The sequence below is a fragment of the Yonghaparkia sp. Root332 genome (genome assembly GCF_001425665.1).
GTDB lineage: Bacteria > Actinomycetota > Actinomycetes > Actinomycetales > Microbacteriaceae > Microcella.
Genome location: NZ_LMCX01000001.1, coordinates 1,490,427 through 1,511,362, shown reverse-complemented (window position 1 = coordinate 1,511,362; position 20,936 = coordinate 1,490,427). Strand labels below are relative to the sequence as shown.

Here is a 20,936-nt window from a genome sequence, read left to right as displayed (position 1 = left end):
CGCGAGAGGGGCGAATCGCGCGGTTTTCCCGGCACATATCCAGAAGATGCGGATGCTCGGCGCACCGAGCACGGAGACGCACGAGAGCCCCCGCGGGTCGGCGGGGGCTCTCGTGGAGAAGCGCGGGAAGCGGGCTACAGCACCCCGGCGACCGTCGCGCGCACGACGCGGCGGGCCTCGTCGAGGAGCGCGGCGTCGCCGTCGCCGTCCCGCGCGAAGGCGCGGGCGACGAGCGCGTCGATCACCTCGACGGCCGTCGCGATCGCCAGGCGGCCGCTGTCATCGAGCGAGAGGGCGAAGCGCTGCTCGAGCGCGTCGGCCACGGCACCGGCGACGACGCCGTTGGCGGTCTCCTCCGCGCTCGGCGGGAGCAGATCGAGCACGTCGCCCACGCGGAGCGAGCGGTAGCCCGGCTCCGAGCGGACGAGGTCGACCGTCACGTCGAGGACGCCGAGGAGGGCGTCCGTCGCCGTCGCGTGGCCCTCGGCGGCGAGCTCACCCGCGAGCCGTGCGAGCAGGCGCTCGGAGTTGCGCGCCGCGAGCGACTGCAGGACGGCGATGCGGTCGGGGAAGTAGCGGTAGACGGTACCGATCGAGGCACCGGCGCGATCGGCGACCATGGCGGTCGTGAGGCGCTCGTAGCCGATCTCGTCGATGACGGCGGCGGCCGAATCGAGGAGGGCGGCGAGGCGCGCCGTGCTGCGCGCCTGGACGGGTTCGTTGCGGATGGGAGCCGACGCGGTCAGGAGCGTCGTACTCAGTTCGATGGTTGACATGGGTGGGTACCTTTCGACGACCGGGCTGAGTGCGATGGTAGCGCGCAAGGTGAGACTTCGACCGGTTTTCCTCTCAGGAATATTCGGCGCGCCGTGGGGCTGTTCGCTGTGGCGAACATCCGGTCGCGTCCTGGCCGGTCGGAGGCCTCGTGACAGACTGGAGCGATGGCGGCCGTCACCCCTGACCACGAGCCCGAGCACCGTCCGTCGTGGGCGCGCCGGGCGGCCGCTCTCGAGGACTCGGTGCACCGCATGCGCGAGCGCCGCGGCCGGAAGCGGGGCCTCGTGCCGATCGTCCTCCCCTACAGCGGGTACGGCGGGCCCGGCTGGGTGCGCGTGCTCTGCCGCGTCCTGCTGGTCAAGCCCGGGCTCGACCTCCGGAAGCCCGCCCGGGCCATCCGCGGGTGGCGCAGCTTCACGAGCATCGCGATCGGCGGCGCGGAGATCGTCGTGCGCGTCGACGGGCAGGAGTTCACCGTCCACGCCGACCGCGGCGGCGTCGTCGACGTCGACGTCGCCGTCGATCTCGAGCCGGGCCTGCGCACGATCGAGCTGCAGGTGGAGGACACCCCGCCCGTCGAGGCCCCCGTCTACGTCGTGCAGCCGGATGCCCGCATCGGCCTCCTGAGCGACATCGACGACACCGTCATGGTCACCGCGCTCCCCCGGCCCTTCCTCGCCGCCTGGAACACCTTCGTGCTCGACGAGCACGCGCGCCAGGCCGTTCCGGGTATGGCGGTGCTCTACGAGCGCATCGTGCGCGAGAACCCCTCCTGCCCCGTCGTCTACCTCTCGACCGGCGCGTGGAACGTCGCACCGACCCTCGACCGATTCCTCTCGCGCCACCTCTACCCCGACGGCACCCTGCTGCTGACCGACTGGGGGCCGACGCACGACCGGCTCTTCCGCAGCGGCCGCGACCACAAGCGCGAGAGCCTCGAGCGCCTCGCCCGCGAGTTCCCGACGATCCGCTGGATCCTCGTCGGCGACGACGGCCAGCACGATGAGGAGCTCTACCGGGACTTCGCCGCCGCTCACCCCGAGAACGTGCGCGCCGTCGCGATCCGCGAGCTGTCGCCAGGGGAGGCGGTGCTCGCGGGCGGCCGCAGCCACGTCGACGACGCCGCGCGCGCGGCGGCCGAGGCCCCGTGGGTGTCCGCCCCGGACGGCGCCGGTCTCGCCTTCGAGCTCGGCGAGGCGGGCGTCCTCGCGGCGGAGGACACCCCGCGGCTCGACTGAGACGGCGAGGCGGGCCCGGGCGTGAGAGTCCTCTCATCCGGGCGGGTTCGCGGGCGCACGGTGCCGATAATGAAGGCATGGTGCGCGCGATCGCTTTCCCGACGTGGTCGGTGCGCGCGCGCATCCTCGCCGTCATCCTCGTCATCACGACGGTCGGGATGACCTTCGCGGGCATCAGCGCGTACTTCGTGCAGCGCGACCGCGTCATCGAGAGCGTCGATCAGGAGCTGCTCGCCGCCGTCGAGTCCGCCAGGCAGGTGCTCGAGAACCCGCCCGCGGCTGCCGCGGTGGACGAGCCCGCGGCCGAGGTGCCCGCCGAGGGCGGCGCGGAGGCGCCCGCCGACGCGCCCGCGGCGCCCGCCTACGCGACGGTCGAGGAGGCGCTCGAGGCGATCCTGTCGTACGTGATCCCCGGCCGGCACGAGAGCAGCATCGCGCTGCTCGACGGAGCGCCCGCATGGCAGCCGAGCGTGACGGTGTCGTTCGAGCTCGCCGACGACCCGGCCCTGCTCGCCCGGGCGTGGGAGGAGTCGCAGGGCGGCACCGTCGTGCTCGGCACCGCCAGCACCCCCGCCCTCGAGGACGTCCGGGCCGTGCGCTACGTCGTCGCGCCCGTCGAGATCTCCGGCTCCGAGCAGCGCGGCGCCTACATGACCGCGATCGACGTGCAGCGGGAGATCGACGAGGTCGGCGGCGCCTTCGTCACCTACGCGTGGCTGTGCGGGCTCACGATCCTCCTCATCGGCGCCGCCGGCTGGTTCGTCTCCGGTCGCCTGCTCGCGCCGCTGCGCGAGCTGCGCCTGGCCGCCGAGCGGATCACCGCGCAGAACACGACCGAACGCATCCCCGTCCGCACGCGCGACGACCTCGGTGCCCTGACCACGACCGTCAACGACATGCTCGACCGCATCGACGGCGCGCTCACCGCCCAGCGCCAGCTGCTCGACGACGTGCGCCACGAGCTCGCGACGCCGATCACGATCGTGCGCGGGAACCTCGAGCTCCTCGACCCGCGGAAGCCCTCCGAGGTGCGGGCGGCTCGCGACATCGCGATCGAAGAGCTCGACCGCATGTCGGAGCTCGTGAGCGACATCGACGACCTCGCTCGCACCGAGCGCGGCCTCCTCGCGACCGAGCCCACCGACGTGGCCGACCTCACGGCGGCCGTCTTCGGCAAGGCGCAGGCGATCGGCGACCACGAGTGGGAGCTCGAGAGCTCCGTCCCAGTCGTCGCTTCGCTCTCGCCGAGCCGCATCACCCAGGCCTGGCTGCAGCTCGCCGACAACGCCGCGAAGTACTCCCCCGCCGGCTCGACCATCCGCATCGGCTCGAGCGCCTACCGCGGCGCCGTCGAGCTCTGGGTCGCCGACGAGGGCCCCGGAATCCCCGAGGAGTCGCGCGCCCGCATCTTCGAGCGCTTCGGCCGCGCCGACACGGGCCGCGGCATCGCCGGCTCGGGCCTTGGGCTGCCGATCGTCGCCGCGATCGCGCGCGCCCACGGCGGCCACGTGAGCCTGGAGACCTCGCCGGCGGGATCCCGCTTCGGCATCGTCGTGCCGGTCGAGTCGGACGCCCCCGCGCCACCGCCGCCCGCGGACGTGAGCCCGACGACCCGCGAGGACGGAGAGACGCGATGACGAGCATCCTCGTCGTGGAGGACGAAGCGCGCATCGCGACGTTCGTGGAGAAGGGCCTGACCTCCAGCGGGTACGCGCCCACCGTCGTCGGATCGGGGCGCGAGGCGCTCGACTACCTCGCCACCGGCTCGTTCGACCTCGTCCTGCTCGACGTCGGCCTGCCCGGCGGCATGGACGGCTTCGCCGTGCTCCAGCGCATCCGCTCCCGCGGCGATACCACCCCCGTGATCATGCTCACCGCCCGCACGAGTCTCGACGACACCGTCCAGGGGCTCGACGGCGGCGCCAACGACTACGTGCCGAAGCCGTTCAAGTTCGACGAGCTGCTCGCGCGCATCCGCCTTCGACTGCGCGAATCGGGGCAGATCGCCGCCGGCGAGACGATCCTCCGGCACGGCGACCTCGCCCTCGACATGCGCACCCGGCGGGTGACGGTCGGCGAGACGGCGGTCGACCTCTCCGCGCGCGAGTACGCGCTCGCCGAGCAGTTCCTGCAGCACCCCGACCAGGTGCTCTCGCGCGAGCAGCTGCTGTCGCGGGTGTGGGGGTTCGACTTCGACCCCGGCTCGAACGTCGTCGACGTGTACGTGCGATACCTGCGCGGCAAGATCGGAGCGGAGCGCATCGAGACGGTGCGCGGGATGGGCTACCGGCTCGTCTGATCGACGGGCGAGCTCCTAGTCGTCGACGTCGTCGTCGCCGTCGTCCGGGGAATCCGGCGAGTCGACGCTCTGCGCCGGCGCGACGGGCGCGACCGGCACGGGCTGCGGGGCCGGTGCCTGCGTCACGGCGGGGGCCGATGCGGGCGCCGCGGTCGCGGGGCCGGGCGAGCTCGACGGAGCGGGCGTGCTGCCCGGCACCGTCACGCGGTCGTCGCGCGCACCCGCGAAGAGCTTCGCGTCGCCGCGGAGGTCGGAGATCGGGGCGATGTCGACGCTCTCGGTCGTGTCGGCGAGCGGCATCGCCGTCGCGGCGGTCACGGCGCTGCCGGCGAGCACGCCGAGCCCGAGCGCCGATGCGGCGCCCAGTGCGATCCAGCCGTTCTGCTGCATGCCGACCCTCCCCGTGCACGCGGGCGCGCCGGTCGCGCCCAGACTCCATGGTGCCAGGATGCGCGGCGGAGGTGCCGGGGATGAGAGAACTCTCACCCTCCGGGGCGACTCACCAGGCGGCGGAGGTGAGGGGCGCGTCGTCGGCCGCGACCACGCGGTGCGCGCGCTCGATGAGCACCGCCGCGTCATCGGAGCCGGCGGCGGAGCGCGCGAGGGCGTGGCCGAGCAGCTGGGTCGCGGCGATCGCGTGAGCGCGGTCGGCGAAGCCCGCCTCGGGCCACGAGAACCAGCGGCGGCGCCAGCCGTCGGCGAGCACCGAGGCGCGCGAGGCGCGGAGCGTCGCGCGGCTGCCGCCGTCGTGCACGACGGTCGCGATGAGGTGCGCGTAGAGGGCGGCGGCGTCGTCCGCCGGGTCGCCCCAGCCGGAGGTGTCGATGTCGAGCACGCCCGTGATGGTCGTGGGTGCGGAGGGGTCGACCAGGAGCTGGGCGAGGTGGAGGTCGCCGTGGACCGTGCGGCTGGGCGGCGGTGCGCCGCCGGCGCGGAAGCGTCGCGCGATCGCGCGGGAGGTGCTCTCGATGAGGCCGTCGTAGGCGGGGAGCTGCTCGACCAGGCGCTCCTCGTACCAGTCGAGGCGTCGCACGAGCGATGCGCGCGCGGGGGCGGTGGACGGGACGGCGGCGATGCGCTGCATGAGCCGGACGATCTCGTCGAGCAGGGCATCCGGCCCCGAGACCCGGTCGAGCACCGAGATGAGCTCCGAGCCCGCGAGCGCCTCGAGAGCGACGAGACCCTCCTCGCTCCAGCCGAGCACGGTCGGCACGGGGACGCCCTCGTGGCGCCAGTGCGTGTGCTTGGCCTGCAGCGGCTCGGCGGCCGGCGGCCGGACGACCTTCAGGAAGTAGGCGGTGCGGGCGGTGTCGACGCGCACGACCGCGCGCTTGCCCGGGCGGTAGGCGGCGAGGCTCACGCGGAGATCCTCGACGGGGAGGCCCAGGCGGGCGAGCACGATCGAGGCGGCCTCGGCGTAGACGGCCGTGCGCAGCGCGGGCAGCGAGGGGTCGGCCGGGTAGACCCAGACGTCGACGCGCTCGCCCGTCTCGGGCTGCGTGAGGGTGAGCACCCCGGATCGGGTCGTGTCCGGCGGCGAGGTCTCGACGAAGACCGTGTGGTCGGCGGTGCCGCCGGAGTCGTCGCGAAGGGTCACGCGGTAGCCGTGGGTGAACCCCTGACCCGTCGGCTCGATCTGCAGCGCGTGCGCGTCCACGAGCGTCGCACCGAGCGAGCCGGCGACGGCGTGCAGCACATCACGGTGCAGAACCTGGGACTCGGAGGCGCTCATCGCTCTCATCATGGATGATCGGGGCCCCGCGCGCGAACGCGCCGCGCGCGGCCCGCGCGAACTCGTCGCGCCTCCTGGCGCGCCCGAAGGGCTCGACGTACCATGACAGCGAGCGACCGAACCCGAAACGAGGTCGCTTCTCAGGGCGCGTACCCACGCGCTCGAGTTCCTCAACCCGACGAGGAGCACCCCATGTGGAGTCTGCTCGCGCGCGGCGGCGCGGCGGCGACGGCGCTCACGAGCGCCGCTCTGCGCACGCCCGCCGTCGCGAGCGAGAGCTTCCACCGCACCATCGGGCTCGCGCTCGTTGGCCTCGTGCTCACGAGCGGCGCGGCGATCGGGACGCTCGCGCTCACCGCCGACGCGCAGGGCGCCGAGCGCGGAGTCAGCGAGCGCGGCGAGGTCAAGACGATCCGCGACCTGCAGCTGCCGACGCTCTGAGCCGGCTGCCGACTGCGGTGGGCCATCAGTCGGCGGGCCGCGCTCGCGGCGACAGGCCGACGCACTTCAGCCCGCAGTCGGAAAAGGGGCCGGTCTCGGCGGACGCCGCCCGACGCAGAGCGAGCACGCGGCGCAGGGAGTCGTCGACGGCCTCCTCGTCGACGCGACCGCTCGTGACGGCGGCGACGAGGGCATCCACGAGCGCGCCGACGTCGAAACCGACCGAGGCGGGATCCCCCGGGAGGACGTAGAGGAGCAGGTCGTTGCCGGCGGCGAGGGCGCGGACCCCGTTCTCGATGGGGTCGCCGAAGTGCGCGTCGCCCGAGCGCTGGAGCATGAGCAGGTCGTCGGTGACGATGACGCCGTCGAATCCGAGCTCGTCGCGGAGGATGCGGATCCAGGTCGGGGAGAGCGAGGCCGGCAGCGGGCTCACGCTGTCGAACCGCAGATGACCGGTCATGACGAGGGGCGCCCCCGCCTCGATCCCCGCCGCGAAGGGCACCGCGTGCGTCGCCCGCCACTGGGCGAGCGTCAGGCTCGAGGTCGGGATGCTCACGTGCGAGTCGTCCGGGCTCGCCCCGTGGCCCGGGAAGTGCTTGAGCGTCGACAGCGCGCGACCCTGCTCGCCGCGCACGGCCGCCGCGACGCGCTCGGCCGCCGCCTCGGGAGTCTCCCCGAGCGTGCGCGGCCCGATGAACGAGCCGGAGCCGATCTCGATGTCGGCGACGATGCCGAAGTTGACGAGCACGCCCGCGCTCTCGACGAGTCCGGCGCGCGCGGCGAAGACGCCCTCGACCTCCTCCGGGCTCGCCGACTGCAGCGCGCGCCCGGCCGGCCACACGTCGCCGGGCAGGCGGGCCACCACCCCGCCCTCCTGGTCGATCGCGGTGAGCAGCGGCAGCCCCGGATCGGAGGAGAGAGCGCTCGTGAGCGCCCGGGTCGCCGCGACGTCGCCGGCGACGTTGTCGCCCATCAGGATCACGCCGCCGAGGCCGTGGCCGTCGACGACCGAGCGGATCGCGGCCGGGTCGGTCCCCGGCACGTGCACCATGACGAGCGCGGCGACCTTCTGCTCGAGCGACATCGAGGCGATGCGCTGGGCGACGTTGATCTCCGTCGGGTCGGCGGCGGGAGGCGCCGAGACCCCGCGGAGGACCGGCGAGGCCTCCGGCGCGGCACCGCACGCGGCGAGCGCCGTCGAGGCCGCGAGCAGGAGCGCGAGGGCGGCGAGGCCGCGGCGGATGCCCGGTCGCGCGACGCGCGCGGACCGTCCGGAGAGCGTCGTCGGGGGTCGGCGCATCGTTCCAGGGTAGCCCGCGCCTAGCATGACCCCATGCCCCGTCCCCTGCTCGCGCTCGTCGTCGCGGCGCACGCGGGGCCGACCGTGGTCGTGACGCTCGTCGCGCTCCTGCTGTCGCTCGCGTCGGGGCTGGGGCCCGGGCGGGCCGCGCTCGTCGCGCTCATGATCCTGCTGCAGCAGCTGTCGATCGGCTGGTCGAACGACGCGCTCGACGCCGCGCGCGACACCGCAGACGGGCGGGCGGACAAGCCGATCGCGCGCGGCGACCTCTCGGCGCGGCTCGTCCTCGCGCTGGCCGCGGGCGCGGCGCTCGGCGCGATCGCGCTGTCGCTCCTGCTCGGCCCGGGCGCGGCGCTCGCGCACGCGGTCTTCCTCTTCGCGGGCTGGGCCTACAACGCGGGCCTCAAGCGCGGAGCGCTCGCGACCGCCTGCTACGCCGTCGGCTTCGGCGCATTGCCGCTCATCGTCACCCTCGCCGCGCCCGACCCCCGCGGCGCGCAGTGGTGGGCGATCGCGATGGGCGCGCTGCTCGGCGTCGCCGCCCACTTCGCCAACGTGCTGCCCGACCTGGAGGACGATGCGCGGCACGGGATCCGCGCGCTGCCCCACCGCTGGGGCGCGCGGGCGTCCGGGCTCGTCGCGCTCGCGAGCCTCGCCCTCGCCGCCGTGCTCGGCGTGCTCGGCCCCGCCCGCGTCACCCCGCTCAGCGCCGTGGGCGCCGCCGCGGGGCTCGCGCTCCTCGTGGTCGGGGCCGTGGTCGTGGCGCGCGCTCCGCGGTCGCGGGCCCTGTTCCGGATCATCATGAGCGCGGCCCTCGCCGCCGTGGTGAGCCTCGCCGGGGTCGGGGCCCTCATCGCGGTTCCGTAGCGTCCGTCGTGGAGTCGGCGGCGCCCGCATCCGCTGATACCGTGAGCGGCGTGGGAGTGCGCATCGAGAAAGTGGACCTTCCCGGCATCGGGACCCGGCACGACATCGTGACCGAGGACGGCCGGCGCATCGGCATCGTCTCGCACCGCACGGGCGAGCGCGAGCTCGCGGTCTTCGACGACGTCGACCCCGACGCCTGCCGCGAACGCGTGAGCCTGTCGGAGGACGAGGCGCTCGCCCTCGCCGACGTGCTCGGCGCCTCGGTGATGCTCGGTCAGCTCGCCGGAATCCGCGAGCAGGCAGCCGGCCTGTTCACCGAGCAGCTCCTCCTGCCCGCCTCCTCGCCGTTCGTCGGCGGCCGCCTGGGCGACACGAAGGCGCGCACCCTCACCGGCACGTCGATCGTCGCGATCGTCCGCGACAGCGAGGTCGTCCCCTCTCCCACGCCGCAGACCGAGCTGCGGGCCGGCGACACGCTCATCGTGGTGGGCACGCGGCCGGCGCTCGAGACGCTCGCGCGCCTGCTCGCCGACGGCACGCTGCCGAGCTGACGATGCACGGGACGACGCTCCTCCTGATCGAGGTCGGCGCCCTCCTGCTCGCCCTCGGGCTCCTCTCCCGGGTCGCCGACCGCTTCGGGTTCTCCCCCATCCCCCTCTTCCTCATCATCGGCCTCCTCATCGGCGAGGGCGGGATGATCCCTCTCGAGGAGAGCGGGGAGTTCTTCGCCATCGGCAGCGAGATCGGCGTCATCCTCCTGCTGCTCATGCTGGGGCTCGAGTACACGGCGACCGAACTCGTGCAGAGCCTCAGGCGCTCGCGACGCGCAGGCCTGGTCGACGCCCTGCTCAACGCCGTCCCCGGCGCGGCGATGGCGCTCATCCTCGGCTGGGGTCCCGTCGCCGCGGTCGCGCTCGCGGGCATCACCTGGATCTCCTCCTCGGGGGTGATCGCGAAGGTGCTGCGCGATCTGGGGCGCCTGTCGAACCGCGAGACCCCGACCATCCTCTCGATCCTCGTGATCGAGGATCTCGCGATGGCGTTCTACCTGCCCGTGCTCTCGGCCCTCGTGATCGGCGCGGGGCTCCTCGCAGGGGCGACCGCCCTCGTCATCGCCGTTCTCGTGGCGCTGCTGATCCTGTACCTGGCGCTGCGCCACGGCCGCATCGTCTCGGCCCTGTTCTCGCCGCACCACGCGGAGTCGCTCGTGCTGGGGGTGCTCGGTCTGACGATGCTCGTGGCGGGCATCGCTCAGCAGGTGAACGTCTCGGCCGCGGTCGGGGCCTTCCTCGTCGGCATCGCGATCTCCGGCCAGGTCGCGCGCTCGGCCGAGATCGTGCTCTCGCCGCTGCGCGACCTCTTCGCCGCGGTGTTCTTCGTGTTCTTCGGCATCGCCACCGACCCCGCCGACATCGTGCCGGTGCTCGTCCCGGCGATCATCCTCGCGATCGTCACGATGGCGACGAAGGTCGCGACGGGCTGGATCGCGGCCCGACGCGCTGGGATCGCCCTCCCGGGGCGATGGCGCGCGGGCCTGACCCTCACCCCGCGCGGAGAGTTCTCGATCGTCATCGCCGGCCTCGCGGTCGCGGCGGGTCTCCAGCCGCAGCTCGCGCCTCTCGCGACGGCCTACGTGCTCATCACGATCATCGCGGGCTCCATCCTCGCGCGCGTGCCCGACACCGACTGGTTCAAGCAGCGGATGCTCGCCCGTCGCCTGCCCGCGCGCCCCACCGCCCCGGCCCCCGCCGGCTGAGCTCAGCCGACGGGTACGGTCTCGGCGACGAGCTCGCGCACCATCGGGATGACCTCTGTGCCGTAGAGCTCGATCGCGCGCATGTTGGCCGCGTGCGGCACCGGCCCGGTCGTGTACTTCAGGTCGAAGCGCTGGACCCCCAGCCCCGTGACCGTCGCCGCGATCTTCCGGGCGACCGTCTCGGCGCCACCGACGTAGAGCGAGCCGTGCTCGATCTCGGCGTCGTAGTGCTCGCGAGTCGTGGGGCCCCAGCCGCGCTCGCGGCCGATCCGGCCGAAGGCGGCCTGGTAGTGCGGCCAGAACAGCTCGCGGGCCTCCTCGTCGGTGTCGGCAATGAAGCCGGGCGAGTGCACCCCGACGGGCAGGCGGTCCTTGCCCATCTGGTCGAGCGCGCGGTGATACAGGTCGACGTACGGCGCGAAGCGCTGCGGGTCGCCGCCGATGATGGCGAGCATCATGGGCATGTCGTAGTGGGCGGTGCGCACGACCGACTCGGGGCTGCCCCCGACGCCGACCCAGGTGGGGATGCTCCCGTTCGCCGTCTTCGGGTACACCTCGATGCCCGTGAGCGGTGCGCGCGTGCTGCCGCTCCAGGTCACGGGGCCCTCCTTGAGCACCTCGGCGAGCAGGTTGAGCTTCTCATCGAAGAGCACCTGGTAGTCGGAGAGCTCGAAGCCGAAGAGCGGGAACGACTCGGTGAATGAGCCGCGCCCGACGACGATCTCGGCGCGGCCGTTCGAGATCGCGTCGATCGTCGCGAAGCGCTGGAAGACGCGGATCGGGTCGTCCGAGCTCAGTACCGTGACGGCGGAGGAGAGCCGGATGCGCTCGGTGCGCGCGGCGATGCCCGCGAGCACGATGTCGGGGGCGGAGACCGCGTAGTCGTCGCGGTGGTGCTCGCCGATCGCGAACGCATCGATGCCGACCTGGTCAGCGAGGACGCCCTCGGCGACGACGTCGCGGATGACCTGCGGGTAGGGTACGGGCTCGCCGGCGGCGTCGTGGCTGACGTCGCCGAAGGTGTTGAGGCCGAACTGCAGGCCTGCCGGGTCGGTGGTCGCGGTCATGGTCTTCCGTCTCTCTCGCGGATGTGGCGATACGAGCTTATCGAACTATGCAAACGCATGGATGCCCGAGGCCATTCCCGCAGTCGACTCACGGCTGGATGCGCTCGAGCTCCCATCCCCCGCCCACAGCCGCGCGGAACACGAGCCGATCGTGCAGCCGCGACGTGCGCCCCTGCCAGAACTCAACCCGGTGCGGGGCGATGCGGAAGCCGCCCCAGCGCTCGGGCCGCGGGACGGTCTCGTCGTCGCGGAAGCGCTCCTCCGTGTCGCGGACCTTCTCCTCGAGCGCCTCGCGCGAGGCGATCGGCTGCGACTGATCGCTCGACCACGCTGCGATCTGCGCCCCGCGCGGGCGCCGCGCGAAGTAGTCCTCGCTCGCCTCGCGCTCGACCGGGTGCGCCTCGCCGAAGACGATCACCTGGCGATGGAGCGTGTACCAGGGGAAGACGACCGACACCGCGGGGTTCGCCAGGAGCGCCCGGCCCTTGCGCGAGGTGTAGTCGGTGTAGAACTCGAAGCCGCGCTCGTCGACGCCGCGCAGCAGCACGGTGCGGATCGACGGCTGGCCGTCGGGGTCGATCGTGCCGAGCACCATCGCGTTCGGCTCGTACACGCCGCGCTCGGCCGCCTCGGCCATCCACGCGGTGAACTGCGCGATCGGATCGGCCGCGACGTCCTCCTCCTCGAGCCTCTCGGCGCCGTAGTCGGTGTGGCGCCGGAGGGCGTCGTCGAGCGGGTCGGGAACGGCGTCGTGGCTCATGGCGACAGCGTATGGCCGCGTCGCCGGGAGCGGGCCGAGCGATCGGCGCACTCCCGCGGGGGCTCATTCCATCGTGTCGAGGATGCCGACGAGCTGCTCGAACGTCGTCGTCGGGTTCACGATCGCGAAGCGCGTGTTGGGGCGGCCGGCGTGCGAGCTCGCCACGACGAAGGCGTGCTGGTCGTCGAGCAGACGGTCGCTCCATGCGGCGTAGTCACGGGCATCCCACCCCTCGCGCTCGAAGACCACGACGGAGAGCTGCGGCTCGCGGACGAGACGGAGGTGCGGGCGTCTCGTGATCTCATCGGCGATGCGACGGGCCAGGTCGATCGAGATCTCGATCGCCTCGCGGTAGACCTCGGCGCCGAAGGTCGCGAGCGAGAACCACAGCGGCAGGCCGCGCGCGCGGCGGGTGAGCTGGATCGCGTAGTCGGAGGGGTTGTAGTCGGCCGCCTCGGTGAGGGTGTCGAGGTACTCGGCGTGCTGGGTGTGAGCGAGACGCCCGTGGTCGGGGTCGCGGTAGATGAGCGCGCAGGCGTCGAAGGGGGCGAAGAGCCACTTGTGCGGGTCGACGATGAGCGAGTCGGCGCGCTCGACGCCGGCGAACCGGTGTCGGGAGCCCGCCGCGAGCATGGCCGCGAGGCCGTAGGCTCCGTCGACGTGCAGCCAGAAGTCGTGCGCGTCCTTCAGCGCCGCGATCGAGGCGATGTCGTCGACGATGCCGAAGTTCGTGGAGCCCGCCGTCGTCACGACCGCGATGACCGCGTCGCCGTGCTCGACGAGCGCCGGCTCGACGTCGGCGCCGCGCAGGGAGCCCGACTCGTCCATCGGCACGATCGCGACGTCGATGTCCATGACGTGCGCCGCGGAGACGATCGAGGAGTGAGCCTCGGCGCCGCACACGACGACCCAGCGCTCGGGCCGGGGGCGACCGGCCTCGCGCAGCCGGCGGGCCCGGTGGTCGCGCGCCGCGACGAGAGCCGAGAGGTTCCCGACCGTGCCGCCCTGCACGAAGACGCCCCCCGCACCGTCGGGCAGGCCGAACTCGGTCGCGAGGAAGCGGAGCACCTCGTTCTCGGCGAAGACCGCGCCCGAGCCCTCGAGCCACGAGCCGCCGTACACCGCGGTCGCGGAGACGACCAGGTCGAAGGCCGTCGCTGCCTTGGTCGGCGCGGAGGGGATGAACGACAGGTACTGCGGGTGGTCGGTCGTGATGCACGAGGGGGCGAGCACGTTCTCGAACAGGGCGAGGGCACGGCGTGCGCCGATGCCGCTCTCGCCGATGCTGCCCGACGCGAGGCGCTTGAGCTCAGCGGGCGAGAAGGGCTTGTCGAGTGGGGTGTCGGTGCTCAGCAGTCGACGGCGCGCGTAGTCGAGCACCATGTCGGCGATCTGCGTGGTCTCATCGCTCACGACGTGCATGCGCTGAGCGGAGGCGGGAACCGAGCGGGAGGCGGCGGAGAGCGAGGAGCTCACGGGGTGGTCCTTCCGGGCCGGGCCGGCGCTCACCGCGCACGGCCTCCGGCGCGCCGCCCCGCCGATCGGGTCAGCAGGCGCCGAATACGACGAAACCCGGCCGAAACCGGGGATCGTGTCGTGGACCTGAGGGGATTCGAACCCCTGACCCCCTGCATGCCATGCAGGTGCGCTACCAGCTGCGCCACAGGCCCGCAGCCACCGGACCAGCCGATGACAACTCGATCACTGTAGTACACGGGGTGCGCCTCGGCCAATTCGAGCGACCCCCTCGGGAGGGTCGCGCGGGCGGAGGCCGAGGCCGCCCCGCTCGCTCAGTCGAAGAGCTCGCTCAGCCAGTGCTTGCGCTTGCGCGGGTACCCGCCCTGCCCGTATCGCGGAGCCGACGACGGCGAGTTCGAGCCCCAGCGCGGACGGCCGTGCACAGGGTCGCCGTACGGAGCGGCGTAGCCGGGCTGCGCGTAGCCGGGGGCGGGGAACCCGCCGGGTTGAGCGGGCGGGACGTCGCGCGGAAGCTCGACCCGCGGGGCGGCGGGCGGGGCGGCGCTCGCGGCCGTCGGGCCGGCGGCGTCGAAGCCCGCGGCGCGCTCGATGATCTTGTCGAGCTCGCCGCGGTCGAGCCACACGCCTCGGCACTGGGGGCAGTAGTCGATCTCGATGCCGTTGCGCTCGCTCATGACGAGGACGGCGTCGTCTGCAGGACACTTCATGCGTCGACCCTCCCAAGCTCCTCTATGGGAGCGCTGAGCATCGCGGGAGCCGGGGAGGCGCGGGGGTCGGACCGGCGCCCGGCGGTCAGACCTGGTCGGATGCCGCGGCGTGCTCGGGGAGGTCGATCGGGATGACCGGGCAGTCCTTCCAGAGGCGCTCGAGCGAGTAGAAGAGCCTCTCCTCCTCGTGGAAGACGTGGACGATGACGTCGCCGAAGTCCAGGAGGATCCAGCGGCCCTCGGCTCGGCCCTCGCGGCGCAGCGGCTTGGCGCCGGCCTCGATCATCTTCTCCTCCACCTCGGCGGCGATGGCCTGCACGTTGCGCTCGTTGCGCCCGGTCACGAGGACGAAGGCGTCGGCCAGCGGCAGCGGACCCGAGACGTCGAGCGCGACGATGTCGTCGCCCTGCTTGGCGTCGGCGGCGCGGGCGGCGACGCGAACGAGATCGATGGCACGGTCGGTGGCGGTCACAGCATCCTTCGGGGGTGGGGAGAGATCAGAATAGACCGTTGGCCGCGGCGACCACGAAGATCGTCACGGCGGCGATGGCCATGACGACGGTCGAGACGATGAGCACGGTCGTGAGCATCGCGCCGCGCGGACGCGGCCCGGAGATCACGTTGCGGGTCGCCGTGTGGCTGCTGACGGCGTTGATCGCGCTCACCGGGGCGGAGTCGGAGCTCACGAACTCGCGATCGCCCGGATCGATGAGGTCGTCGATGTCGGGGCTGTCGTGGACGGACGGGACGGCGCCGGTCGATGCGATGCTCGAGGGCACGTCGACCATGCCGGTGATGATGATCTCCCCCGTACCGGGGACGGGACCGGCGAGGCTGCCCACGGGCATCTCCGGCAGCACGAGCGCGTTCGTCGAGACGGATGCGGAGCCGACCTGACGGCTGAAGGTGTTCTCGAAGGGATCGTCGGCGGGCTCGTGGAATCCGGCCGACCAGTGGGACCCGGTCGCGGTCGAGACGGCGGGTGCCGCAACCTCGGAGGACGCGGGCGGGCCGGGCTCGATGAGCGGGGCGGGTGCGGACGCACCGGTCGAGGTCGGCTGCCACAGATGCAGGGGCGCCGGCTCGGGCTCGGGCACGGGCTCCGGCTCGACGGCGGACGACTGCTGCTCGTGCTTCTCGCGCAGGGCACGCAGCTCGCGGCGGGTCATCGTGTACTCGGGGAGCACGAACGCTCCGGAGTCGGCGGCCGTCGCGGCCGCGGGGGCCGAGGACGCGCGCTCGGGATCCGGCTCCGGGGACGCCTCGGGCTCAGGCTCGGGCTGGGGCTCGGAGATCGCCTGGAGGTCGGGCTCGGGGACATCGGCTGACGCGCCGCTGGCCGTCTCCGGGACCGGGTCCGGGTCCGGGTCGAGCGCGGCGAAGGCGGGGTCGACCGTCGGCGCCGACGCGACCGGGGCCGACGGCGCCGGTGCTGAGGGGGCCGGCGCGGCGTAGGAGCCCGCCGGGCCCTGCTGCGTGCGGTAGTCGAGGGCGGCGTCCTCCGGCTGCGCGACGGGCGAGAAGGACGTTCGCGCGCGCTCGGCCGGCGGACGGAAGTCGCGCGTCCGGGTCTCGCGGCGGAGCCCGGGGGCGGTCGGCGGCGCGAAGGGCGGGGCGAGCGGGGCGGACGGCGGCAGCGCCGGCGAGTCGTCGCCGCTCGCGGGCGTGAGCGGTGAGAGGGGCTCGTAGCGGGGCACGCGCGGGCGCACCTCGGTGCGGTACTCGATCGAGTCGACCGGAGCCGAATGCGCGGGAGCGGAGTGCGCGGGGGCCGAGTGCACGGCCGCGAAGCTCGCCGAGCGCTCGGGGGAATCAGACTGAGGGGCATCCGGCTGAGCGAGCGGCGCCGGATCGCGGGGCTCGCCGATCGTCTGCGCGTCCTGCTGCGCGCGACGGGCGGCCCGGCGGCTGAGCGGCGGTTCGTTCGAGGTGGTCATGACGAGCTTCTCCGGTACAGGCGGTGCTTGGCGATGTACTGGACGACGCCATCCGGAACCAAGTACCACACGGGCGATCCCCGCCCCACGCGCTCGCGGCAGTCGGTCGACGAGATCGCCAGGGCCGGAATCTCGACCAAGCTTACGTCGCCCTCGGGCAGCCCGCGTGCAGTGAGCGGGTGACCCGGGCGGCTCACCGCGACGAAGTGCGCGAGCTCCCAGAGCTCCGCGACGTCCTTCCAGTCGAGGATCTGGGCGATGGCGTCGGCACCGGAGATGAAGTACAGCTCGGCGTCGGGGAAGCGCTTCCGCAGGTCGCGGAGGGTGTCGATCGTGTAGGTGGGCCCGTCGCGGTCGATGTCGACGCGGCTGACGCTGAAGCTCGGGTTCGACGCGGTCGCGATGACCGTCATGAGGTAGCGGTGCTCGCTGCCCGTGGCCTCCGGCTTCAGGTACGGCTGGCCGGTCGGGACGAAGACGACCTCGTCGAGCTGGAAGTGGTCGGCGACCTCGCTCGCGGCCACGAGGTGACCGTGGTGGATCGGATCGAAGGTGCCGCCCATGATGCCGATCCGCGCCCGCGCGGGTGCGGACGACGGGGCGGCGGCGAGGGCGGAGATCGCGCCGGCCGGTCTAGTGGTGGCCGCCGTCGTGACCGGCGTCGTGGCCGCGGGCGGGGCCCTTGCCCGCGTGGCGGTTGGCGACGTCGCGGTAGGTGAAGGTCACGATGCCCATCATGAGGAATGCGAGAGCGGCGACACCGGCGATCACGAGCGGCGGAGCGATGAGCGGGGCGAGCTCCTCCGAGGCGATGAGGAGGCTGGTGAGCGACATGCGGGTTCTCCTGACGGTGTCGGGGCGGCCGGTGCAGTCTATCGCGGCCTAGCCGCGAACCTGCCCGTCGCCGCGCACGATCCACTTGGTGCTCGTGAGCTCGGACAGACCCATGGGCCCGCGCGCGTGGAGCTTCTGCGTGGAGATGCCGACCTCGGCCCCGAAGCCGAACTCGCCCCCGTCGCTGAACCGCGTCGAGGCGTTGACCATCACGACGGCCGAGTCGACCTCGGCGAGGAAGCGCTCGGCGTTGGCCATGTCGGCGGTGATGATCGACTCGGTGTGCTGGGTCGAGAACCGGCGGATGTGCGCGAGCGCCGCATCCAGATCGTCGACGACGGCGACCGACATCTCGAGGGCCATGTGCTCGGTGGCGAAGTCCTCGTCGGTGGCGGGCTCGAGATCGCCCGCGACGGCGCGAGCGCGCTCGTCGCCGCGCACCGTGACGCCGGATGCCCGCAGGGCCGCCAGCATCGGCGGCAGCAGGCGGGCGGCCGCGTCGCGGTGCACGAGCACCGTCTCGACCGCGTTGCAGACGCTCGGCCGCTGCACCTTGGCGTTGTGGACGATCTCGACGGCCATGGACTCGTCGGCGCTCGCGTCGAGGACGATGTGGACGACGCCCGCGCCGGTCTCGATGACGGGAACGGTCGACTCGCGCACGACGGTCTGGATGAGGTCGGCGCTGCCGCGCGGGATGAGCACGTCGACGTACCCGCGCGCGCGCATGAGCTCGGTCGCGCCCGCGCGGCCGAAGGGGTCGATCGTCTGGACGGCCGCGGCGGGCATACCGACCGACTCGAGCGCCGCGCGGATGAGCGCGACGAGCTCGCGGTTGGTGCTCTCGGCCGCGCTGCCGCCGCGGAGGACCGCGGCGTTGCCGCTCTTGAGCGCGAGCGCGGCGATATCGATCGTGACGTTGGGGCGCGCTTCGTAGATGGCGCCGACGACGCCGAAGGGCACGCGCACCTGGCTCAGGCGCACGCCGTTGGGAAGCGTCGAGCCGCGCACGACGGTGCCGACCGGGTCGGGCAGGGCGATGACGTCGCGCACGGCGCGCGCGAGGCCGGCGATGCGCGCCTCGTCGAGCCGGAGGCGGTCGAGGAGGCCGGCGGAGAGTCCGTTCTCCCTGCCGTTGGCGAGGTCGAGCTCGTTGGCGACGAGCACGCGCTCGACGCCGCCCTCGAGCTCGCGCGCGATGGCCTCGAGCGCGGCGTTCTTGGCGTTCGCGGTGAGGGTCGCGAGCGCGCGCGAGGCGTCCTTCGCGGCGCCCAGGACGTCGAGGAGCCCGGGCGTCGTGATCGCGGGCGCGGAGGCGGGAGGAGCGGTGGGAGCGCCGGCGGGAGCGGTCATGCTCCCAGTGTAGGCGCGCGCTCGGGGCCTGATCAGTCGCGCGGGGCCGCCTCGAACCAGGTGCCGACGGCCTCGCCGCGGAGGGCCGCTCCGACGTTGCCGGTCGAGGTGAGTACGACGGGGATCCCGTTCCCGACCGCGTGGCGCGCCGCCGCGATCTTGGTGCCCGCTCCCCCGGTGCCGACGCCGGCCGCGCCGATGTCGCCGAGCTCGACGCCGCCGAGGTCGTCATCGTGGGCGACGTGCTCGATGCGCTCGGCGCCCGGCTCGTGCGGCGGGCGCGTGTAGAGCGCGTCGACGTCGCTGAGCAGCACGAGCAGGTCGGCGTGGACGAGCTCGCTCACGAGAGCCGCGAGGCGGTCATTGTCGCCGAAGCGGATCTCCTGGGTGGCGACCGTGTCGTTCTCGTTGACGATCGGCAGCACCCGGAGCCCGAGCAGGCGCTCCATGGCGCGCTGCGCGTTCGATCGGGGCGTGGAGTGCTCGAGGTCGGTCGCGGTGAGCAGGATCTGCCCGGCGACGAGGTCGTAGCGCGACAGGCTCTCCTGGTAGCGCACCATGAGCACGTTCTGCCCGACGGCGGCCGCGGCCTGCTGCGTCGCCAGATCGGTGGGACGGGCATCCAGCGCCAAGAAGGGGATGCCCGTGGCGATCGCTCCCGACGACACGAGCACGACCTCCGCACCGCGCGCGTGCAGCGCCGCGAGCGCGTCGACGAGCGGGCCGATCTGCGCGGCGTTCTCGCCGCTGATCGACGACGAGCCGACCTTCACGACGACCCGATGGGCGCTCACGACCTCCGGTCGCACGCCTGACGTCACTCGTCCTCCCCGGAGTAGATGCCGGCCGCCCGCTCGCGCTCGAGCTCGGCGCGCGCCTCGGTCTTGGCGTCCATGCGCTCCTTGTAGCTCTGGCGGCGCTGGCTCGTCGTGGGCCGGTTGAGGGCGTCGAGGCGCGCGTCGGTGCCGCGCGGGGCGGTCATGAGCTCGGCGGCGCTCGTGAGGGTGGGCTCCCAGTCGAAGACCATGCCGTCGCGGCCGCCGATGACGACGGTCGCCCCGGCCACGGCGCCCTTGGCGAAGAGCTCGCGCTCGACGCCGAGCTTCGCGAGCCGGTCGGCGAGGTAGCCGACCGCCTCGTCGTTCGTGAAGTCCGTCTGCTGCACCCAGCGCTCGGGCTTCGCACCGCGCACGCGGTAGATCGTGCCCTCGTGCGTGCCCTCGGCGGTGACGGTGAAGTCGACGGCGTCGACGGCGCGCGGGCGGATCACGATGCGCTCGCGCGAGGCGCTCTCGGCGATGCGTGCGGCGCGGTCGCGCTCGACGAGCTCGGCGAGGGCGAAGGTCAGCTGGCGCAGGCCCTCGCGGCTGACGGCGCTGATCTCGAACACGCGATAGCCGCGCGCCTCGAGCTCGGGGCGCACCATGTCGGCGAGGTCGCGGCCCTCGGGCACGTCGACCTTGTTGAGGGCGACGAGCTGCGGGCGCTCCAGCAGGGGCGTCTGCCCCTCGGGCACCGGGTACTGGGCGAGCTCGCCGAGGATGACGTCGAGGTCGCTGAGCGGGTCGCGGCCGGGCTCGAGGGTCGCGCAGTCGAGCACGTGGAGCAGGGCGCTGCAGCGCTCGACGTGACGGAGGAACTCCAGACCCAGGCCCTTGCCCTCGCTGGCGCCCTCGATGAGGCCGGGCACGTCGGCGACGGTGAACCGGCTCTCGCCCGACTCGACGACGCCGAGGTTCGGATGCAGGGTCGTGAACGGGTAGTCGGCGATCTTCGGCTTCGCGGCCGATATCGCGGCGATGAGGCTCGACTTGCCCGCGCTCGGGAACCCCACGAGGGCGACGTCGGCGACCGTCTTGAGCTCGAGGAGGATGTCCCCCTCCCAGCCCAGCGTGCCGAGCAGCGCGAAGCCGGGGGCCTTGCGCTTGGTCGTCGCGAGCGCGGCATTGCCGAGCCCGCCCTGACCTCCCGGGGCGATGACGATGCTCATGCCGGGCTCGGCGAGGTCGGCGAGCTCCTCGCCGTTCTCGTCGCGGACGACGGTGCCGACCGGAACGGGGAGGATCAGGTCGCCGCCGGAGAAGCCCGAGCGGTTGTCGCCCATGCCGGGACCGCCGTTGTCGCTCGAGCGGTGCGGCCGCCGATGGTACGGCAGCAGGGTGGTCTCCTGGGCGTCGGCGACGAGGACGATGTCGCCGCCGTCGCCTCCGTTGCCGCCGTCGGGGCCCGCGAGCGGCTTGAACTTCTCGCGGCGCACCGAGACGCACCCGTGCCCGCCGTGGCCGGCGCGGACGTGGAGGGTCACGCGGTCGACGAAGGTCGCCATGGCTGTTCCCTCCTGTGGATCATGAGCGGGGCATCCGCCGTACGGGCGAATAGGCCCTGAACG

22 protein-coding genes and 1 tRNA gene are annotated in these 20,936 nt (G+C 73.3%); 7 read left to right on the top strand and 16 right to left on the bottom strand.

From position 1 onward, the window contains the following. Window positions 1-134 precede the first annotated feature (134 nt). Window positions 135-776: a TetR/AcrR family transcriptional regulator gene (locus ASC54_RS07245; RefSeq protein WP_055855798.1), complete on the bottom strand. Its 642-nt coding sequence runs from the start codon at window positions 774-776 to the stop codon at window positions 135-137. Between the two features lie 165 nt (window positions 777-941). Here ASC54_RS07245 and ASC54_RS07240 point away from each other — a divergent pair, with 165 nt between their 5' ends. From ASC54_RS07240 to ASC54_RS07230, 3 genes are all read left to right on the top strand, one after another. After that, on the top strand, window positions 942-2,015 hold the full coding sequence (locus ASC54_RS07240) for an App1 family protein (protein ID WP_055855801.1): 1,074 nt from the start codon (window positions 942-944) through the stop codon (window positions 2,013-2,015). Between the two features lie 77 nt (window positions 2,016-2,092). Beyond that, window positions 2,093-3,652 carry a HAMP domain-containing sensor histidine kinase gene (locus tag ASC54_RS07235; protein WP_055897684.1) on the top strand — a complete coding sequence of 520 codons (1,560 nt, stop codon included), beginning with the start codon at window positions 2,093-2,095 and terminating at the stop codon, window positions 3,650-3,652. Beyond that, window positions 3,649-4,314, top strand: a complete 666-nt coding sequence (locus tag ASC54_RS07230; protein WP_055855806.1) for a response regulator transcription factor — start codon at window positions 3,649-3,651, stop codon at window positions 4,312-4,314. The genes ASC54_RS07235 and ASC54_RS07230 overlap by 4 nt, the downstream gene beginning before the upstream one ends. 15 nt (window positions 4,315-4,329) lie before the next feature. Here ASC54_RS07230 and ASC54_RS07225 read toward each other — a convergent pair whose 3' ends face one another. Together ASC54_RS07225 and ASC54_RS07220 are read right to left on the bottom strand one after the other, a co-directional pair. Beyond that, window positions 4,330-4,704, bottom strand: a complete 375-nt coding sequence (locus tag ASC54_RS07225) for a hypothetical protein (protein ID WP_055855808.1) — start codon at window positions 4,702-4,704, stop codon at window positions 4,330-4,332. Window positions 4,705-4,813: 109 nt separating this feature from the next. Beyond that, window positions 4,814-6,046: a phosphotransferase family protein gene (locus ASC54_RS07220; RefSeq protein ID WP_055897682.1), complete on the bottom strand. Its 1,233-nt coding sequence runs from the start codon at window positions 6,044-6,046 to the stop codon at window positions 4,814-4,816. A 192-nt stretch (window positions 6,047-6,238) separates the two neighbouring features. Here ASC54_RS07220 and ASC54_RS07215 point away from each other — a divergent pair, with 192 nt between their 5' ends. Then, the gene (locus tag ASC54_RS07215; protein WP_055855813.1) at window positions 6,239-6,487 is read left to right on the top strand and encodes a hypothetical protein; all 249 of its coding nucleotides are present in this window, start codon (window positions 6,239-6,241) and stop codon (window positions 6,485-6,487) included. A 25-nt stretch (window positions 6,488-6,512) separates the two neighbouring features. On the opposite strand, the gene ASC54_RS07210 is transcribed toward ASC54_RS07215, so the two are convergent. Continuing rightward, window positions 6,513-7,787 (bottom strand): glycoside hydrolase family 3 N-terminal domain-containing protein, encoded by a 1,275-nt coding sequence (locus ASC54_RS07210; protein WP_082514911.1) that lies wholly within the window; start codon window positions 7,785-7,787, stop codon window positions 6,513-6,515. 33 nt (window positions 7,788-7,820) lie between these two features. Between ASC54_RS07210 and ASC54_RS07205 the strand changes: the two genes are divergently transcribed. From ASC54_RS07205 to ASC54_RS07195, 3 genes are read left to right on the top strand one after another with little or no spacing between them, the layout of a single operon-like run. Then, window positions 7,821-8,654: a UbiA family prenyltransferase gene (locus tag ASC54_RS07205; protein WP_055897679.1), complete on the top strand. Its 834-nt coding sequence runs from the start codon at window positions 7,821-7,823 to the stop codon at window positions 8,652-8,654. A 50-nt stretch (window positions 8,655-8,704) separates the two neighbouring features. Further along, on the top strand, window positions 8,705-9,205 hold the full coding sequence (locus tag ASC54_RS07200; protein ID WP_055858942.1) for a cation:proton antiporter regulatory subunit: 501 nt from the start codon (window positions 8,705-8,707) through the stop codon (window positions 9,203-9,205). A gap of 2 nt (window positions 9,206-9,207) precedes the next feature. Then, window positions 9,208-10,410, top strand: coding sequence for a cation:proton antiporter (locus tag ASC54_RS07195; RefSeq protein ID WP_055897676.1), 1,203 nt, complete (start codon window positions 9,208-9,210; stop codon window positions 10,408-10,410). A gap of 2 nt (window positions 10,411-10,412) precedes the next feature. Here ASC54_RS07195 and ASC54_RS07190 read toward each other — a convergent pair whose 3' ends face one another. From ASC54_RS07190 to obgE, 12 genes are all read right to left on the bottom strand, one after another. After that, window positions 10,413-11,477, bottom strand: coding sequence for an LLM class flavin-dependent oxidoreductase (locus tag ASC54_RS07190; protein WP_055855820.1), 1,065 nt, complete (start codon window positions 11,475-11,477; stop codon window positions 10,413-10,415). A gap of 88 nt (window positions 11,478-11,565) precedes the next feature. Then, window positions 11,566-12,237 (bottom strand): pyridoxamine 5'-phosphate oxidase, encoded by a 672-nt coding sequence (pdxH, locus tag ASC54_RS07185; RefSeq protein ID WP_055855823.1) that lies wholly within the window; start codon window positions 12,235-12,237, stop codon window positions 11,566-11,568. A gap of 63 nt (window positions 12,238-12,300) precedes the next feature. Further along, on the bottom strand, window positions 12,301-13,713 hold the full coding sequence (locus ASC54_RS07180; RefSeq protein WP_082514910.1) for an aminotransferase class V-fold PLP-dependent enzyme: 1,413 nt from the start codon (window positions 13,711-13,713) through the stop codon (window positions 12,301-12,303). Window positions 13,714-13,834: 121 nt separating this feature from the next. Continuing rightward, window positions 13,835-13,907, bottom strand: a tRNA-Ala gene (locus tag ASC54_RS07175). A 120-nt stretch (window positions 13,908-14,027) separates the two neighbouring features. Next, window positions 14,028-14,423 (bottom strand): zf-TFIIB domain-containing protein, encoded by a 396-nt coding sequence (locus ASC54_RS07170; protein ID WP_055855826.1) that lies wholly within the window; start codon window positions 14,421-14,423, stop codon window positions 14,028-14,030. An 85-nt stretch (window positions 14,424-14,508) separates the two neighbouring features. Next, window positions 14,509-14,895 (bottom strand): ribosome silencing factor, encoded by a 387-nt coding sequence (gene rsfS, locus ASC54_RS07165; protein ID WP_055855829.1) that lies wholly within the window; start codon window positions 14,893-14,895, stop codon window positions 14,509-14,511. A 25-nt stretch (window positions 14,896-14,920) separates the two neighbouring features. After that, window positions 14,921-16,360 (bottom strand): hypothetical protein, encoded by a 1,440-nt coding sequence (locus tag ASC54_RS07160; RefSeq protein ID WP_055897672.1) that lies wholly within the window; start codon window positions 16,358-16,360, stop codon window positions 14,921-14,923. After that, window positions 16,357-16,980 carry a nicotinate-nucleotide adenylyltransferase gene (nadD, locus tag ASC54_RS07155; protein WP_255357375.1) on the bottom strand — a complete coding sequence of 208 codons (624 nt, stop codon included), beginning with the start codon at window positions 16,978-16,980 and terminating at the stop codon, window positions 16,357-16,359. Before nadD ends, ASC54_RS07160 begins: the two co-directional genes overlap by 4 nt. Before the next feature lie 13 nt (window positions 16,981-16,993). Next, window positions 16,994-17,194, bottom strand: a complete 201-nt coding sequence (locus tag ASC54_RS07150; protein ID WP_055855838.1) for a hypothetical protein — start codon at window positions 17,192-17,194, stop codon at window positions 16,994-16,996. A gap of 48 nt (window positions 17,195-17,242) precedes the next feature. Next, window positions 17,243-18,547 carry a glutamate-5-semialdehyde dehydrogenase gene (locus tag ASC54_RS07145; protein ID WP_055897669.1) on the bottom strand — a complete coding sequence of 435 codons (1,305 nt, stop codon included), beginning with the start codon at window positions 18,545-18,547 and terminating at the stop codon, window positions 17,243-17,245. A 32-nt stretch (window positions 18,548-18,579) separates the two neighbouring features. After that, window positions 18,580-19,368, bottom strand: coding sequence for a glutamate 5-kinase (gene proB / locus ASC54_RS07140; RefSeq protein ID WP_055897667.1), 789 nt, complete (start codon window positions 19,366-19,368; stop codon window positions 18,580-18,582). Next, on the bottom strand, window positions 19,365-20,873 hold the full coding sequence (gene obgE, locus ASC54_RS07135) for a GTPase ObgE (protein WP_055897664.1): 1,509 nt from the start codon (window positions 20,871-20,873) through the stop codon (window positions 19,365-19,367). The genes proB and obgE overlap by 4 nt, the downstream gene beginning before the upstream one ends. Between the last annotated feature and the right edge of the window lie 63 nt (window positions 20,874-20,936).

What these genes read in the sequence shown, in the direction of transcription:
- ASC54_RS07245 (WP_055855798.1), bottom strand. Translation starts at nt 776, where the DNA reads ATGTCAACCATCGAACTGAGTACGACGCTCCTGACCGCGTCGGCTCCC.
- pdxH (WP_055855823.1), bottom strand. Translation starts at nt 12,237, where the DNA reads ATGAGCCACGACGCCGTTCCCGACCCGCTCGACGACGCCCTCCGGCGC.
- ASC54_RS07240 (WP_055855801.1), top strand. Translation starts at nt 942, where the DNA reads ATGGCGGCCGTCACCCCTGACCACGAGCCCGAGCACCGTCCGTCGTGG.
- ASC54_RS07215 (WP_055855813.1), top strand. Translation starts at nt 6,239, where the DNA reads ATGTGGAGTCTGCTCGCGCGCGGCGGCGCGGCGGCGACGGCGCTCACG.
- ASC54_RS07190 (WP_055855820.1), bottom strand. Translation starts at nt 11,477, where the DNA reads ATGACCGCGACCACCGACCCGGCAGGCCTGCAGTTCGGCCTCAACACC.
- ASC54_RS07160 (WP_055897672.1), bottom strand. Translation starts at nt 16,360, where the DNA reads ATGACCACCTCGAACGAACCGCCGCTCAGCCGCCGGGCCGCCCGTCGC.
- ASC54_RS07220 (WP_055897682.1), bottom strand. Translation starts at nt 6,046, where the DNA reads ATGAGCGCCTCCGAGTCCCAGGTTCTGCACCGTGATGTGCTGCACGCC.
- ASC54_RS07225 (WP_055855808.1), bottom strand. Translation starts at nt 4,704, where the DNA reads ATGCAGCAGAACGGCTGGATCGCACTGGGCGCCGCATCGGCGCTCGGG.
- ASC54_RS07170 (WP_055855826.1), bottom strand. Translation starts at nt 14,423, where the DNA reads ATGAAGTGTCCTGCAGACGACGCCGTCCTCGTCATGAGCGAGCGCAAC.
- ASC54_RS07205 (WP_055897679.1), top strand. Translation starts at nt 7,821, where the DNA reads ATGCCCCGTCCCCTGCTCGCGCTCGTCGTCGCGGCGCACGCGGGGCCG.
- obgE (WP_055897664.1), bottom strand. Translation starts at nt 20,873, where the DNA reads ATGGCGACCTTCGTCGACCGCGTGACCCTCCACGTCCGCGCCGGCCAC.
- ASC54_RS07210 (WP_082514911.1), bottom strand. Translation starts at nt 7,787, where the DNA reads ATGCGCCGACCCCCGACGACGCTCTCCGGACGGTCCGCGCGCGTCGCG.
- ASC54_RS07150 (WP_055855838.1), bottom strand. Translation starts at nt 17,194, where the DNA reads ATGTCGCTCACCAGCCTCCTCATCGCCTCGGAGGAGCTCGCCCCGCTC.
- ASC54_RS07195 (WP_055897676.1), top strand. Translation starts at nt 9,208, where the DNA reads ATGCACGGGACGACGCTCCTCCTGATCGAGGTCGGCGCCCTCCTGCTC.
- ASC54_RS07235 (WP_055897684.1), top strand. Translation starts at nt 2,093, where the DNA reads ATGGTGCGCGCGATCGCTTTCCCGACGTGGTCGGTGCGCGCGCGCATC.
- ASC54_RS07230 (WP_055855806.1), top strand. Translation starts at nt 3,649, where the DNA reads ATGACGAGCATCCTCGTCGTGGAGGACGAAGCGCGCATCGCGACGTTC.
- ASC54_RS07145 (WP_055897669.1), bottom strand. Translation starts at nt 18,547, where the DNA reads ATGACCGCTCCCGCCGGCGCTCCCACCGCTCCTCCCGCCTCCGCGCCC.